The 15,469-nt window shown below is 70.1% G+C and carries 8 protein-coding genes and 1 tRNA gene; 3 read left to right on the top strand and 6 right to left on the bottom strand.

Going from position 1 to position 15,469, the window contains the following annotated elements; all coding sequences use genetic code 11:
• The 5 genes from D588_RS0118450 to D588_RS0118430 form a co-directional block, all read right to left on the bottom strand.
• On the bottom strand, positions 1–5,751 hold a 5,751-nt coding region (locus D588_RS0118450; RefSeq protein WP_017917028.1), incomplete at its 3' end, for a YDG domain-containing protein.
• Between the two features lie 34 nt (positions 5,752–5,785).
• On the bottom strand, positions 5,786–7,513 hold the full coding sequence (locus tag D588_RS0118445) for a ShlB/FhaC/HecB family hemolysin secretion/activation protein (RefSeq protein ID WP_223875739.1): 1,728 nt from the start codon (positions 7,511–7,513) through the stop codon (positions 5,786–5,788).
• A 307-nt stretch (positions 7,514–7,820) separates the two neighbouring features.
• The gene (locus D588_RS0118440) at positions 7,821–8,486 is read right to left on the bottom strand and encodes a response regulator transcription factor (RefSeq protein WP_026143865.1); all 666 of its coding nucleotides are present in this window, start codon (positions 8,484–8,486) and stop codon (positions 7,821–7,823) included.
• A 75-nt stretch (positions 8,487–8,561) separates the two neighbouring features.
• Positions 8,562–10,580 carry a sensor histidine kinase gene (locus tag D588_RS0118435; protein ID WP_232764328.1) on the bottom strand — a complete coding sequence of 673 codons (2,019 nt, stop codon included), beginning with the start codon at positions 10,578–10,580 and terminating at the stop codon, positions 8,562–8,564.
• A gap of 555 nt (positions 10,581–11,135) precedes the next feature.
• Positions 11,136–11,212, bottom strand: a tRNA-Arg gene (locus tag D588_RS0118430).
• Positions 11,213–11,485: 273 nt separating this feature from the next.
• Here D588_RS0118430 and ubiA point away from each other — a divergent pair.
• Complete coding sequence (gene ubiA / locus D588_RS0118425; RefSeq protein WP_017909533.1) at positions 11,486–12,388, top strand: 4-hydroxybenzoate octaprenyltransferase; 903 nt, start codon at positions 11,486–11,488, stop codon at positions 12,386–12,388.
• 108 nt (positions 12,389–12,496) lie between these two features.
• On the opposite strand, the gene D588_RS0118420 is transcribed toward ubiA, so the two are convergent.
• Complete coding sequence (locus tag D588_RS0118420) at positions 12,497–13,204, bottom strand: ComF family protein (protein ID WP_087963688.1); 708 nt, start codon at positions 13,202–13,204, stop codon at positions 12,497–12,499.
• A 73-nt stretch (positions 13,205–13,277) separates the two neighbouring features.
• Between D588_RS0118420 and bioB the strand changes: the two genes are divergently transcribed.
• Positions 13,278–14,321 carry a biotin synthase BioB gene (gene bioB / locus D588_RS0118415; protein ID WP_017917023.1) on the top strand — a complete coding sequence of 348 codons (1,044 nt, stop codon included), beginning with the start codon at positions 13,278–13,280 and terminating at the stop codon, positions 14,319–14,321.
• A gap of 101 nt (positions 14,322–14,422) precedes the next feature.
• On the top strand, positions 14,423–15,469 hold a 1,047-nt coding region (locus tag D588_RS0118410; protein ID WP_017917022.1), incomplete at its 3' end, for an 8-amino-7-oxononanoate synthase.

The raw sequence follows: 15,469 nt of genomic DNA, 5'->3' as shown, positions 1-15,469 counted from the left end.
CCCCCCCGCGGAGCCGGTGGCACCGTCGGCCGCGGTGGTCCCGGTGCCCGTGCCGATCGCAGCGCCGGCAGTGCCGCCGGCACTGCCCGAACCACCGGCGCTACCGCCAAGGCCGCTGCCGATGCCACCGGCGCCGCCGCCCGATGCCGTGCTGCCGGCGCCGGTCGGATCGAGCGAGGTTCCACCCAGCCGCGGTTGCGCCGATGCGCCCAGTTCCCCCATCGCGCCGGCCGCTGCCGAAATCGCGCCCGCCGCCGTCAACGAATTGCCGTCGGCGGTGCCGCCCGGCTGCGTGCCGTTGCCCCCCATGCTCGGTTGCGAGACCGCGTCCACCGCGTTGCGGCCCGGCAGGTCCTCGATGCCGGCGACGGTCTGCTGACGCGCGTCGGTCAGACGGTAGTTGGCCGCGTCGGCACCGCTCAGGGCCAGTGCGATCTGCACCGTCTTGCCCGCCGCGGCCGAGGCATTGTCGTACTGACCCCGACCCTGCAGCGCGACCTCGTCGCCAGCGACCACGCCACGCAGCGGCGGCAGTACCAGCACCGCGTCGCTGCCGCCGTCGAAGCGCTTGTCCAGCACGGCCACATTGCCGACGGTCAGTGCCTTCGCCGCCACGTCGCCGCGCGACTGCAGGCTGGTGTTGAGCAGGCGATAGTTGCCGGCATCGCCACCGCGCAGGCCCGCGGTCACGTCCACGCGCTTGCCGGTGCCGGCGTTCTTGGTGTCGTAAAGGCCCTGCAAGATCAACGCGACGTCATCCCCACCGACCGTGCCGACCAGGCCACTGCTACCGACGGTGGCGGTCCGGTTGCCGTCGTACACCTTGGCGGTCACGCTCAGCGTGCCGGCGTCGATCGTCTTGGGCGTGATGTCGCCGCTGGACTGCAGGCGCGTCGCGAGCAACTGGTAGTTGCCGGCATCGCCACCGCGCAAGCCCGCCGTCACGTCCACCCGCTTGCCCGTGCCGGCGTTCCTGTCGTCGTACTGGCCCTGCAGGGCCAGTGCCACGTCGTCTCCGCTCACCGCGCCGACCGGGCCGCTGCTGCCGACATTGGCGGTGCGGTTGCCGTCGTACACCTTGGCCGTCACGCTCAGCGTGCCGGCGTCGATCGTCTTGGGCGTGATCGAGGCGGTACTGCCGCGCGGCGTCGAGGTGGCCACGTCCATGACGTAGTTGTCGGCATCGGTGCCGCCGAGTTGTGCGGCGACCACGACGCTCTTGTTGTCGCCGACGTTCTTGTCGACGAACGCGGCCTGGGTGGCGACGGACACGTCGTCGCCGACGACGGCATTGCCGAGCGTGGCGTTGCGCACCTGCGCGCCGATCCCGCCGTCGTACACCTTGCCGGCGATGTCGACCGCCACCGTCAGCGTGCGCTTGGCGATGTCGGCATAGGCCGTGCTGTCGACCAGGTAGTTGCCGGCATCGCTGCCGCCGAGCGCGATGCCGGACACGGTGACCTGCTTGTTGACGCCGGCGCGCTTGTCGGCGAACACCGCGCCGGACGCACCGGCGAAGCGCACGTCGTCGCCGCTCACCACGCCGCTCAGGGCCGCCGACCCCAGGCTGGCGGTGGTGGTGCCGTCGTAGACCTTGCCCTGGATCGAGCCGGCCCCCAGCTGCAGCGTCTTCTGGCTGATCGTACCGATGTTGGCACTGGCGCTGGTGCTGGCCAGACCGTAGCCGTACACGCGCACCGCGCCGTTGCCGGCGTGGTCCACGCTCAGGCCGTCGACGGTGACCGCCTTGCCGTGGCCGACGTTCTTGCTGTCGTAGTGCGCGGCGGTGCCGGTGACGACGACCGTATCGCCGTCGATCGCACCGCTGCTGGCCGTGTAGCCGATCCCGCCCAGTGCGGCAGCGGCATTGCCGTCATAGGTCTTGCTGGCTGCGCCGGTGAGGGCGACGGCAACGGTCGGGGCGACGCGGTAAAGGAAACCGCTGCCCGCATCCAGCACGGTGCTGCCGGTGCCGGCGTTGTACTGCTTGAACTGCGGCGCCAGACCGCCGCGGGTGTCATTGAGCGGCGAGGTGGAATACACCAGCCAGCGGCCGTTGCCGGTGCTCACCGCGCTGCTGCCTGCCTGATTGATGAAGTTGCGGCCGGCCGCCAGCAGCACGCCGGTCTGTCGCTGCGCGGCATTGCCCGCGCTCACCGCCTGTTGCAGCGTCAGGTCCGCGCTGGCGCCGGTCAGGCGCACGTCCACCGCGCCGGTGGAGGCGATGCCGGCGAGGCCATCGACACTGCCGACCAGCAGGCTGCCGTTGTTGCGGAAAGTCAGGTCGCCGCTCTGCGCCGCGATCGCGTTCACCAGGGTACTGGCGGAGGTCAGCGACACCGCGCCGCTGGAGCGCAGCGCCAGTGCCGCGGCGGTCAACGCGCCGCTGCCCTGGATGCCGGTACCGGCGACGTCATTGAGCGACAGCGTCTGCGCGGCGCTGATGCCGTGGTTCAGGGTCAGGCCGCCCTGCGCGGCGCTGAGATAGAGGCTGCCGCCGCTCACGCCGACATCGCCGGTCTGCTGCAAACGACGCGCCTGCACCTGCATGCGGTTGCCGACGGCGACGTTGAACGCCCCCATCGTCACGTCATTGCCCGACGCATCCACACGCAACGTGCTCACGCCGTTGAAGCGCGACAGCATGCCGCCGCTCAGGACCGTACTGCTGCCGCCGAACGCGAACGGGTTGCCGCCGGACAGGGCGAAGGCCACGGTAGCCGCCGTCTGATTGCTCAGCGTGGTGCTGGCCGCATCGAAACCGGTGCCGGCAGTGGCGGCGAGGGTGGCGGCGCTGTTGTTGAAGTTGATCGCGCTGTTCAGGCCCAAGGTTCCTGTCGCGTTCAACCCCACCGTCCCGGTGGTGCCGGCGCGCACATTCAAGCCGGTCAGTGTGTCGGCGAGACCCAGGCCCCAAGTGGCGCTGGAACTGGCGATCTGGGTGGCGCCGCCCACGTCCAGCGCCAGCGTGGTGAAGTTGAAGGTACTGTCGCTGAGGGTGGCGCCAGCGCCGGCGGTGACCGCCAGTTTGGCCGCAGATACGCCGCCGTTGACTCCCAAGACGCGTTGGCCGCTCTTCAGGCTCACGGTGCTGGCGCCAGTGACGATGTCGCTGTCGAACACCAGGTCGCCGCCGTCGCTGCGGCCCACTTCCAGCGTGGCCGCGTTGACCTGGCCGATCGTCGCGTTGCTGAGCCCGGTGCCCAGATGCAGGGCGTTGGCCGCGGTCATTTGCCGGATCGTGACCTTGCCGTTGCCGCCGTTGGCGGTGACATGCTGGCTGAGGTTGATGGTGTCGCCGGTCAGGATCACGTCGCCGGTGCTGTTGCTGAGGCTGCCGGCGGTGATGTCCAGGGTCTTGTCGAGCAACTCGAAGCTGCCGCTGGCGTTGAAGTTGTAGTTGCCGGAGACGCTGATGGTGCCGGTGCCGTCGGCGCGGCCGATGGTCAGGTTGCGGATGCCCGGCAACTTGTTCAGCGTCGCCGCAGAGGCGAAGCCGTTGGCGTCGCCCAGCACCATGTTGACCGAAGGGTCGTACGGCTCCAAGCGCATCGACGCGGTGCTGAGGTTGTTGAGAGTCGACGAGCCCCAGTCGATCTTGTTGGCGCGCAGCACCAGCACGCCGCTACCGGTATCGAGATTGACCGGTACGTTGCCGAACACGATGTTGCCGCTGGTGTAGATGCTGGCGCCGCCCTTCATGGTGAAGGCGGTATCGATGTTGAAGTCCCCACTGGCGTCGATCAGGCCGTTGAGGATCTTCTCGCCGCTGGTGTAGCTGCCATCGGCCTTGAACAGCACGCGCCCGGCGCCGAGGGTCATGTTGGAGTTCAGCGTCACCGCGCCCTGCCCGGTGGACAGGTACACGTTGCCGCCATTGCTGAAGATCGGCGAGTTCAGGGTCAGGTCGCCGCCGCCCATGTTGTCCGAGTCGCCCCAGATGCGCACGTAGCCGCCATTGGTGGTCAGCGCGCCGCTGACCGAGATGCCGTCGGCGCCGTACAGGGTGATCGAGCCGGCGCCCGGGGTACCGTTGCCGTTCTGGGTGACGTCGTGGGTCGGCAGCGTGCCGGGATTGGTGCCGGGGCCATGTGCGATCAGGTTGCCGATGCTGCTCAGGAAACCGGTGTTGGTGCGTCCGCTCTGCATGTAGATGCTGCCGGTCCCGAACACTTCCACCGTATTGGTCGGATTGGCGAAGCTGATGGTGCCGTTGGTGTTCTCCAGACGCAGGCTGACATTGTTGGCCATGCTCAGGCGGCCGTTGCCGCCGTTCAGCGACAGGTCGCCGAAGGTGATGCCATTGTCGGCCACCAGCATCACGTTGGCGTTCTGCGCCTGCAGGTCCCGCACGTATACCGTGCTTCCGCCCAGGGAACCGATGCCGGTGCCGCCACCTTGGATGCTGATGGTGTCCGGGTCCAGCAGCAGGTCGCCCATCGCGCCGTTGGCCGCGCTGGCATCGGTGCGGCCGCTGTAGGCGAGTTGCTGCTTGCCGGAGACTTCGGCGCGGCCGCCGTTGCCGCCTTGCGCGCCACCGCGCACGGCGATGCTGCCGGCGAACCGGGTGTCGCCGTCGGACCAGACCACCGCTTCGCCGCCGTTGCCGCCGTTGCCGCTGCTGCCGGCGCTGGCGTCGAGCGCGACGCTGGCATCGGCCTCCACGTGGGTGGCGTTACGCAACGCCGGATCGTGCCCCTGCCAACCGCCGCCGACGTGGATGGCGCCACCGCCGGTCGCGCCGCTGGCATCCAGGCGCGCGCCGCCGTCCAGGCGTAGCTGTTGGCCGAGCACGTCGATGCGGCCGCCCTGGCCGGTCGCCGAACTGGCGTCGAGGCGGCCGCTGACGTGGACCTGGCCGGCGTCGCCGCCGTCGAGCAGGATGCGACCGCCATGCGCGCCCAGCGAGGTCGCTTCGACCACGCCATCCATGTTGATGACGCTGGAGCGCAGCGCGCTGGCGCCGGCGGCGCTGAGCACCACGTTGTTGCCGCGGATGGTGCCGCTCTGCGCCAGTTCCGCCTTCAGCGCGTCCTGGGCGACCGCCAGCGACAGCAGGCCGTCGCTGCCGAAGTCCACCGCAACGCGATCGCCTGCGGCCAGGCCGACCTGGCCCGCCGCGATGCTGCCGGTGTTGCTCACCGCCGGCGCCAGCAATGCCACCACACCGCCGTTGGCGCGGATCGCGCCCTCGTTGCGCACCGCGCCGGCCGCACCGCTGGCGACGAAGCGCGCGTGTCCGCCCAGGAAATCGCTGTCGCTGATGCCAAGCGAGCTGACCAGCAGCCCGCCCACGTCCACCTGCGCGCCCTTGCCGAAGTACACGCCGTTGGGATTGACCAGCCAGACCTGGCCGTTGCCGCTCAGTTCGCCCAGCACCTGGCTGGGCGTGCCACCGAGCACGCGGTTCAGCGCGATGGCGGTGCTGTCGGGCTGCTCGAAGCGCACGCTGGCCTGGTTGCCGATGTCGAAGCTGTTCCAGTTCAGGATCAGCCGCTGGCTGTCCTGATGCACGGTCAGGTTGGCGCCGCGCTGGTCCAGGTGCGCATTGCCGGCGGCGATCTGCACGCCGTCGGGCAATGCGCCAGGATCCACGGCATAGGCCGACAGCGGCACGCTGCCGATGGCGATCGCGGCGGCGGCAGCGCGCACCACGGTGCCGCTGCGCTTGCCGCGGCGGCGGGAAATTTCGGCGGCGACCACGTAGGCGCCACGCAGTTCGTCCCAGATCAAACGGTAGATGTGATTCATGCGAATCGTCCTCAGAAGGCGTGGAGTGGCGGCGTCAGAAGCGCAGGCTGGCCTGCAGCCACAGGTAGTGGTCGTCGCGCAGGCCGTCGGCGTTCAGGCCGGCGGCGCTGCGGCCGGGGTTGTCGCCCAGCCGGTGCGCCCAGGCACCGCGCAGCGACCAGCGCTCGCCTTGCAGGTTCAGGCCGATACCAGCGCTTGACAGGTCGTACGCATTGCCCGACCACGGCATCACCGATCCCGCCCACGGATCGATGTGCTGGCGCACGTGGCCGTGATCGGCGAACAACAGCGCCTGCGCACGCACGTGCCTGGCGACGAGGAAATCGCGGCGCAGCTCGGCATTGACCAGCCAGCCGTTGTCGCCGCTGCCTTCGCCGACCGCATGCCCGCGCACCCCGGACGGGCCGCCGAGCAGGAACTTCTCCGACGAATCCAGGTTCTTGCTGGCGAACTGGCCATTGGCACCCACGTACAGGCCCCAGTTGCTCAAGCCGCCCAGGCTCTGATTGCGCTCCACGCGCCAGACCAGCTTGTTGTAGCTGCCGCGGGTGCGCGCGCTCAGCCCGTCGGCGATGCGGTCGGCCGCGTTGTCCAACTCCACACGGCCGGCGACCCAGCCCAGGCTGGCGCCGAAGTAACCGCCGCCCCACCAACCGTCCCAGGCGTTGCCGCTGAGCATGGTGGTGAGCCGGTCCAGATTGCGCTCGCGCAGGACCTGGCCCAGCGCCTTGTCGACCAGCTCGCGACGCTCGGCGTCCATGCTGATCCACAGGCTGCGCTTGCGCGTGCGCAACAGCGGATAGCTGAGGCCGGCGCCGACGGTACGCGCGCTGCCGCGCAGGTCCAGCGGCTTGAACTCGGCGCCAACCGCGTAGTGCATCGACGAGGCGGCAACGTTGGCGCGCAGACCCGACGGGGTCAGGCCGATGGCGTAGTTCAGACCCAGCAGATCACTGCCGCTGCTGTGGCTGAGATTCACGCCAAGCAGGTCCTCATGCTCGAACGGCCGATTCACCGCGCCCCAGGCGCTGCTGCGCCACGCGCCGGTGTAGCGGTTGGCGAAGTTGTCCACGCTCGCGCCGCCGATCCACGCCGGCGCACTATCGGCACGGATCAGCAGGCGGCTGCTGCCGGGCTCGGCGCCCTTTTCCAGCGTCGCACGCGCGCTCACGCCTGGCACGTCGTTGATCAACAGCAGCGCGCGCTCCAACTGGTCGTTGCGCACCGGCCCTTCGGGCAAGGCCGCATCGGCGATGCCGGTCGCGCGGGCGCGCAGCGCGGCATCGTCGGACAGCACCTGCACGCGGCCGGGCGCGTTCTGCAGACGCCCGATCATGATCGCGATCTCCAGCTCGCCGTTGCTCAGGTCCTGCCGCGGCAGATAGGCGCGCGCCAGCAGATAACCCTGCGCCTGCAGCGCGGCACTGACCCGCTGCGCCAGCGCCTGCAACTGCGCGTGGGTCAGCGACTTGCCCAGCGCATCGGCAACCACCGCCTGCAGCGCCTGCGTGTCGATCGCGCCCTCGGCTCCGCTGAAGCGGACGCGGTCGATGCGTGCGCTGAAGCCGCCATCCGGCGCATCGGGCAACGGTGCCTGCAGCAACGCGGCCGCATCGTCGGCCGGCGGCTGCAACCGTTCCTGGCGCTGCTGCTGGTTGAGCAGCGAGCCCGCGTCCGGCGGCGCCGTCTGCGCAAGAGCCAAATTGACAGCGAGTGGCAACGAGCCGAGGCCAAGAAGCTTGGCCAGCCGCGTGGTATTCATGCAATGTCCCCGTGTGGTGCGCAGAACGCGCCCTTGTTGATCGGCGTCATTCTGGAGATCACGAGGGTGTGAAAACTTACGAGTTCTGACACGCCCGCGTAACGTCAAAGGACCGTATGCGCGGGTCGTTCGCCGCATCGGAATGCAGGCATTTCGGCGGATTTCCGGCGCGCCCGAGGCTCCACGCAGTGCGCACGAGCGACAGCGACGACGGCATTTTGACGCAGCGACGATCCCATCACGCGGCATCCGCGATGCATTGCGCCGAATTCACAGGCGCCTGGTCGCCAACCGTCGCGCGGCGCGCTTACTCCACGCGGATGGAATCGGTGGTCAGATAGCCGCGCGCGTGCTCGGTGCGGATTGGCAGTTCCTGCCCGCACGCCTCGCGGCAGCGCCGACGCAAACGGCTGATCATGGTATCCAGGCGACGCTGGTCGAAGGACATCCAGTCCCAGCCCAGCGCCTCGGCCACCTCGCGGCGGCCGGCCATCTCGCCGGCGCGCACGGCCAGCACCCGCAACAGCGCGAACTCGCGCGCGCTCAGTTCCAGACGCGCATCCTCCGGCGTGTACAGGCAGCATTCGCTGGCGACCAGACGCCAGCCGCGCGGCAGCCGTCGCAACAGTGCACGCACGTGCGCCGCCAGTTCCGCCAGGCGCACCGGCTTGACCAGGTAGTGGTCGGCCCCGTTCTCCAGGCCGTGGATGCGGTCCTCGCTGGCACCGCGCGCGGTCAACATGATGATGCCGATGCCCGGGGAGGCGCTGCGCAGGCGCTCCACGATCTCCAGGCCATCGGCATCGGGGAGTCCGCGATCGAGGATCACCACGTCGAAGCGCAGCCCGGCACTTGCGGCGAAGAAGGCCGCAGCCGAGCCAGCGGATACCACGCGGTGTCCGGCGCCGACCAGATAACTCTGCAGTTCCTCGCACAGATCCACTTCGTCTTCGAGCAGACCGATCAATGCCATGTCAGCGTACCTCCCCGGCGCGGCGGCGGCGCGCGACGCCATGCCGTGCGCCGCATGTGCGGTGCGTGCGCATGCTCACCGCCCCTCCGCGGCGACGGCCTGGGGCAGGCGCAGGCTGAAGGTCGCGCCGCGGCCGTCGCTGTCCAGGGTCAACTCGCCGCCCAGTCGCAGGGCGATGCGCTTGACCAGGTACAGCCCCAGCCCCGCGCCGGCAGTGCCGCCGCTGCCGCTGCCGCGCGCGAACTTGCGGAAGATCCCGGTGTGCTCGTGCGGCGGAATGCCGGGCCCCTGATCGGCGACGCCGAGGATCAGGGTCTGCGCCTGCGCCGTGGCCGTCAGCCGTACCGGTTGTCCCGGCCCGGAGTACTTCAGGGCGTTGCCCAACAGATTGTCCAAGGCGATCCGCAGCAGGCCGCGGTCGCAATCCACCCGCAGCGGCGCCTGCGCCAGTTCGGCCCGCACGCGCTCGCGTGACGGATCGAGCGCGTCCAGCACCTCGTCGATGAGCGCGGGCAACGCAAACACCTCGCGCTTGAGCGCGCCTTCGTCCGAGAGCACCCGTTCATCGTCGAGGAAACGTTCGATCAACTCGGACATGCGCTCCACCGATCGCTGGATCTTCTCGATGCGGCGGCGTCCTGCCGGCTGCAGCGCGGTCTCCGTGTCCTGCAGCATCTGGCCACTGGCATGGATGATCGACAAGGGCGTGCGGAACTCGTGCGACAGCAACGTCACGAATTCGCGCTGCTCCTCGCGCAGCCGCTGCTCGGCGACCAGTGCCTGCCGCAGTTGCGTCTTGCTCTCGCGCAGGCGCTGCTCGGTGGCCTGGCGCTGCACGATTTCCTCGGCCAGTTCGCGGGTGCGTTCGCGCACCTTGTGCTCCAGCGATGCCTCGGACTGCTGCGAGAGTTCCAGCGCCAGGGCCAATGCGTCTTGGCGCTGCTTCTCCAGCGCGTAGAAGCGTTGCGCGAAACTGAAGGTCAGCAACAGCAGGTGCAGGGTCAGGCCCACCGCCAGCGGCGCGCCATTGCGCAGCCACGGCGTGTTCGGCAGCAGGCCAAGGTTGATCAGGAAGCCGCGGAAGAATGCGATGTACAGCACCAGGAACGCCACCAGGTACAGCTTGGCCATGGCCTGGCCGCGCCAGCTCAGGTAAGCCGCCACCAGCAGCAGCAACGGTACGCTGACCAGGCTCAGCCCCTGCACGAACGGCATCACCGTGCCGAACCCGCCAAGCAGGAATCCGCTGCAGGCGACGCCGATCGCCAGCCACACGAAGGTTTCGTAGGCGCGCGACAGCCGCGGGAAATGCGTGTGCAAAGCCATCAACCGCACGCTGAAGGACACGGCGATGGCCACGCTGAGCGCCAGCACCACGCCGAGTACGGTGTCGCCGCCATCGTGCGTGTCCAGACGAAAGAACGGGCCGACCAGGCCCCGGGTCTTGTACACGCTGTAGCCGCTGGTGGCGATGTAGGCGACATACCAGCGCACCGGCCCCACGCCGCTGCGTCGCCAGATGAAGGTGCCGGCCATGCACAGCGCGAGGATGAAGCCCAGGAAGATGCTGTCCTGGCTGGCGGACAAGGCCTCGTGGGCGAGCAGCGCCTGCGGCTCCCACAGCTTCAGCGCCACCGTCATCGCGTTGCGCTCGGTCAGGCGCAGGTAGACCTCCGGATAGCGTCCATCCGGCGCTTCCAGCTGGAACACCGGCGTCCGCAGCAGGTAGGGGTACTCGCGCTGCGACACGTCCTCGCCGCGGCGCAGTTCGCGGAAGCCACCGCCCGGCTGCGGCACGTAGAGGCGCACGGTATCGGCCAGCGGCGCGTCCACCTGCAACATCAGCACCCGAGGCAGGCCGGTCATGCGATCCAGGCGCAGGCGCAGCCAGACCGCATCAGGGATGTAGCCGAGACTGAACTCCGGCGACGTCGGCTGCAGGTCGCCGCGCGCCGCCACCGCGTGCACGTCGAGCGTGCCGGCACGGTCGCGCAGCATCTGTACGTGCCCGTCCAGGGCAATGGAGCGGCGGCCCTGCTCGGAGACCGACTGGATCCCGCCGCACCCGCCAAGCAACAGGACGATCAGGAGCAACAGGGGCGTGAGCGTCGAGCGGCGGCGCATGAAGAACCCGGCGTTGTATCCGAACGTGTGCGTATGCAGGTGGCGGGCGTCACTGAAAGCACTGCGAGCGGCATCCCCATGCCGGCCCTGTGGCGGACACTACCCTGGCCGCTTCGAAATTCTACACAGGGAGACATGTAATGTGAAATTCATCAACCTATGACGTTGCGCAACACCTCGTTCCGTGCGTTCCGGCGCACGTCCCGTCTCCGAACACGCACGCACCCACGCCACGTACCGCAGCCAGTACCACGCCTGGCGCCCTGCTCGGACACCGCGCAGACGGCTCCAGCAGAGCACGCCGCGCACCATAGCTTCTGGGAGCGGATGGGACGCTGGCCAAGCGCTGGCACAAGGTCGGGATCGCGCGGGCATGACGCATCGGCGCCACAGCGCCCGGCAGCGAGCAACGCATGCGTTCGCACGGCCGCAGGGCGGCGGAAGCGAAAGAGGAGAGAGGAGCCTGCGCAGATGGCGGACAGGACGCGGGCGATGCCAGACAGGATCGGCATGCACGGCGTGGGATGGCGCGCCCGGAGGGATTCGAACCCCCGACCAATGGCTTCGGAAGCCACTACTCTATCCGGCTGAGCTACGGGCGCAACGGACGCGCATTCTAACGGCATTCGTGGTCCACGTCTCCCCCATTCGCACGGCCCGGCGACGGCGCGCGCGTCATGGGCATGCGGCCGCCGCCGTCCGCTCACCGGCACCTTGCGTCGACATGCGGCGCGGCGCGGCCGGCACGGCGGCCACCTCGTCGTGGACGCCTGGCGCCCGTCCGCGTCCTGCGGCGCTCGCCCAACCAACGCAGGACACGGCGCATCCACCTCCGCGACGCGCCGCCGGCACCACGCGGCTGCTACCCTTGCGCGATGGGTTACGAACGCTACGAAACGCCTGCCGCGCTGCCGCCGCGCGCGCGCCTTGGCCAGTATTGGAAACTGCTGCGCGGCGACCGGCCGATCGGCGTGCTGCTGCTGCTGTGGCCGACCTGGTGGGCGCTGTGGCTGGCCGCCGATGGGATACCGCCGCTGTGGACCTTGTTCGTGTTCACCGCCGGGGTGTGGCTGACCCGCTCGGCCGGCTGCGTGATCAACGACTACGCAGACCGCTGGCTGGACCCGCAGGTCGAGCGCACCCGCAGCCGGCCGCTGGCCACCGGCGCGGTCAGCGGCCGCGAAGCGCTGGCGGTGTTCGCGGTACTGATGCTGGTGGCGTTCGCGCTGGTGCTGACCATGAACGCGCTGACCATCGGCCTGAGCGTGGTCGGGCTGTTCCTGGCCGCCAGCTATCCCTACCTGAAGCGCTACACCTACCTGCCGCAGGTCTACCTGGGCATGGCCTTCGGCTGGGGCATTCCGATGGCCTTCGCCGCGGTGCGCGGCGAGGTGCCGGCGCTGGGCTGGCTGCTGTACGCGGTCAATATCCTGTGGGCCACCGCCTACGACACCTGGTATGCGATGGTCGATCGCGAGGACGACCTGCGCGCCGGCTCCAAGTCCACCGCCATCCTGTTCGGCGAACTCGACCTGGTCATCCAGGGCGTGCTGTACGCGCTGATGTTCGTCGCTCTCGCCTTCGTCGGGCATCGCGCGGACCTGGGCGTGTGGTACTGGGCCGGGCTGGGCGTGGCGGCGTTGCTGGTCGTCGTCGAATTCCGCATGGCCCGGCACCGCGAACGCGCGGCGTGCTTCCGCGCCTTCCTGCACAACAACTGGGTCGGCCTGGCCATCTTCGCCGGCATTGCCGCGGCGCTGGCACTGCGCGCCGGCTGACACCGACGCGGTTCGGCAGCCCGCTTCGGCGGCGCGCAACAACACCCTGGCCACAGCCACGCGATAGCCACGGGTCCGCACGCGGTGCAGGCGCAGCCGGTGCAGCGCTCACGGCACCCGCGCCACCACCCAGGCATCGACCCGTTCGACGCCGGCACGGCGCAGTGCCTTTGCCGCGGCGTGGAGGGTCGCGCCGGTGGTCATCACGTCGTCGATCAGCGCCACGTGCGCCGGCAGCGCCGCCGAATCCGGCACCGCGAACGCACCACGCAGGTTGCGCCGGCGTGCGCGCGCATCCAGTTCGGATTGCGCCGCGGTCGCCCGCACCCGCTGCAATTCCAGGCACAGCGGCAGTGCCAGCGCGCGCGCCAGTGGCCGCGCCAGTTCCAGCGCCTGGTCGTAACCGCGCTGGCGCAGCCGCGCCGGATGCAGCGGCACCGGCAGCAGCGCCTGCGGCTGCGGCAAGGCCGCGCAGCGTGCCTGCAGCAGCGCGGCGAGTAGGCGCCCGGCGGCCAGGTCCTGATGGAACTTGAAGCGGCGCAACAGGCCATCGACCGGCGCGGCGTACACGCAGGCGCTGGCCACCCGCTCCAGCGGCGGCGGCCGGCGTTGGCACGCGCCGCAGACCTGCTCGGCATCCAGCGCCGGCAACGGCAGCGCACAGCGGCAGCAGGCCGCCGCATTCCAGGGCACATCGTCGCGACAGGCGGCACACAGGTCCAGGCCCGGCGCGCCTGGCTCCCCGCACACCAGGCAGCGTTCCGGCAGCAGGCGGCGCTGCAACCAGCGCCAACCGCCGTCAACCAAACCAGCCATCGTGAAGTTGACAGGACGTTGCATGCTTACCAGACTGCCCGCTTTCCCAGCCGCTGACCGTCAGGAAACCCCCATGTCCGCTGTCGTCCGACACGACTGGCAACGCCAGGAATTGCTCGCCCTGTTCGACCTGCCGTTCCCGGAACTGCTGCACCGCGCCGGCGCCGTGCACCGCGAACACTTCGATCCGGCGCAGGTGCAGGTGTCCACGCTGCTGTCGGTGAAGACCGGCGGTTGCCCGGAAGACTGCGCGTACTGCCCGCAGGCGCAGCGCTACGCCACCGGCGTGGAGGTGCAGAAGCTGATGAGCACCGAGGCGGTGCTGGACAAGGCGCGCCAGGCCAAGGCCGCCGGCGCCTCGCGGTTCTGCATGGGCGCGGCCTGGCGCTCGCCCAAGGACCGCGACATCCCGAAGGTGGCGGAGATGATCCGCGAGGTGAAGGCACTGGGCCTGGAGACCTGCGCCACCCTGGGCATGCTCGACGGCACCCAGGCGCAGGCGCTGAAGGCGGCCGGGCTGGACTACTACAACCACAATCTGGACACCGCGCCGGATTTCTACGACTCGATCATCCACACCCGCCAGTACCAGGACCGCCTGGACACGCTGACCCACGTGCGCGACGCCGGCCTGAAGACCTGCTGCGGCGGCATCGTCGGCATGGGCGAGTCGCGCGACCAGCGCGCCGGCCTGCTGCAGGCGCTGGCCAACCTGCCGGTGCATCCGGACTCGGTGCCGATCAACCGCCTGGTGCAGGTGGCCGGCACCCCGCTGCACGGCACGGTCGAGCTGGATCCGTTCGAGTTCGTGCGCACGATCGCCGTCGCCCGCATCGCGATGCCGCGGGCGATGGTGCGGCTGTCGGCCGGGCGCGAGAGCATGAGCGACGAACTGCAGGCGCTGTGCTTCTGCGCCGGCGCCAACTCGATCTTCTATGGCGAGAAGCTGCTGACCACCGGCAACCCGGACACCGAACGCGACCAGGCGCTGTTCGCGCGGCTGGGGCTGCGGCCGATGCAGGTGATGGTGGATGCCGACGCGCACGACCATCCCGGCACCGTGCACGCGGACATCACCGCCCAGCCCACACCGGCGATCGCCGCCGCGCTGGTCTGAGCCTGGGGCGTCCGTCCGCCGATCCGGCCGTCCATCGCCGGCGGCGCCCGGCCCGGCCGGGGACGCGCTACGCTAGCCCGCCAGATGCCCGTCCCGCGCCCATGGCCCGTCCCGACCTGCACGACCGCATCCAGTCCGCGCGCGCCTTGCGCGAAGCGCAGGGGCGCCTGCGCGTGCGCCGCAGCGTCGGCCGCCGCGACGGCGTGCGCCTGGAAGTGGACGGCCGCTGGCTGACCGGCTTCTGCAGCAACGACTATCTGGGCCTGGCGCAGCAGTTCGAAGTGGTCGCCGCCCTGCAGGACGCCGCCGCGCGCGAGGGCGCCGGCGCCACCGCCTCGCACCTGGTGTGCGGCCACCACGCGCTGCACGAGGCGCTGGAACGCGAGATCGCCGACTGGCTCGGCTATCCGCAGGCGCTGCTGTTCGGCAGCGGCTTCATCGCCAACCTGGCGGTGCAGCAGGCGCTGCTGAGCGAGGAAGAGGACGTGTGCGTGCAGGACCGGCTCAATCACGCCAGCCTGCTCGACGCCAGCCGCCTGGCCGGCTGCCGCCTGCGCCGCTACCCGCACCTGGATGCCGAAGGCGCGATGCGCCAGCTCAAGCACGCCGCCGACGGTGCGGCGATGCTGGCCACCGATGGCGTGTTCAGCATGGACGGCGACGTCGCCCCGCTGCGCTCGCTGGCGCTGGTGGCGCGCACCCAACAGGCGCTGTTGTACGTGGACGACGCGCACGGCGTCGGTGTGGTCGGCCCGCAGGGGCGCGGCAGCGTCGCCGAGGCCGGGCTGGGTGTCGACGACGTTCCGCTGCAACTGGTGACCCTGGGCAAGGCACTGGGCGGCTACGGCGCCGCAGTGGTCGGCGATACCCCGCTGATCCGGCATCTGGCCGAAACCGCGCGGCCGTATCTGTACACCACCGCGCTGCCGCCGGCGCAGGCCGCGGCCTCGCTGGCGGCGGTCAAGCTGGCGCGGCGCGACCAGTGGCGGCGCGAGCGGCTGGTCGAACTGATCGCCCTGTTCCGCGGCGGCGCGCGCCGCCATGGCCTGGAACTGATGGCCTCGGACACGCCGATCCAGCCGCTGCTGTGCGGCGAGGAGCGCACCGCACTAGCGTGGTCGGCGGCGCTGGAACAGGCCGGCTACCTG

The sequence above is a fragment of the Xanthomonas sp. SHU 308 genome, assembly GCF_000364645.1.
In the GTDB taxonomy this organism is placed as follows: domain Bacteria; phylum Pseudomonadota; class Gammaproteobacteria; order Xanthomonadales; family Xanthomonadaceae; genus Xanthomonas_A; species Xanthomonas_A sontii.
The sequence above is the reverse complement of the archived record's forward strand: the minus strand, read 5'-3'. Positions and strand labels throughout refer to the sequence as shown.

What these genes read in the sequence shown, in the direction of transcription:
- D588_RS0118445 (WP_223875739.1), bottom strand. Translation starts at nt 7,513, where the DNA reads ATGAATACCACGCGGCTGGCCAAGCTTCTTGGCCTCGGCTCGTTGCCA.
- D588_RS0118440 (WP_026143865.1), bottom strand. Translation starts at nt 8,486, where the DNA reads ATGGCATTGATCGGTCTGCTCGAAGACGAAGTGGATCTGTGCGAGGAA.
- ubiA (WP_017909533.1), top strand. Translation starts at nt 11,486, where the DNA reads ATGGGTTACGAACGCTACGAAACGCCTGCCGCGCTGCCGCCGCGCGCG.
- D588_RS0118420 (WP_087963688.1), bottom strand. Translation starts at nt 13,204, where the DNA reads ATGGCTGGTTTGGTTGACGGCGGTTGGCGCTGGTTGCAGCGCCGCCTG.
- bioB (WP_017917023.1), top strand. Translation starts at nt 13,278, where the DNA reads ATGTCCGCTGTCGTCCGACACGACTGGCAACGCCAGGAATTGCTCGCC.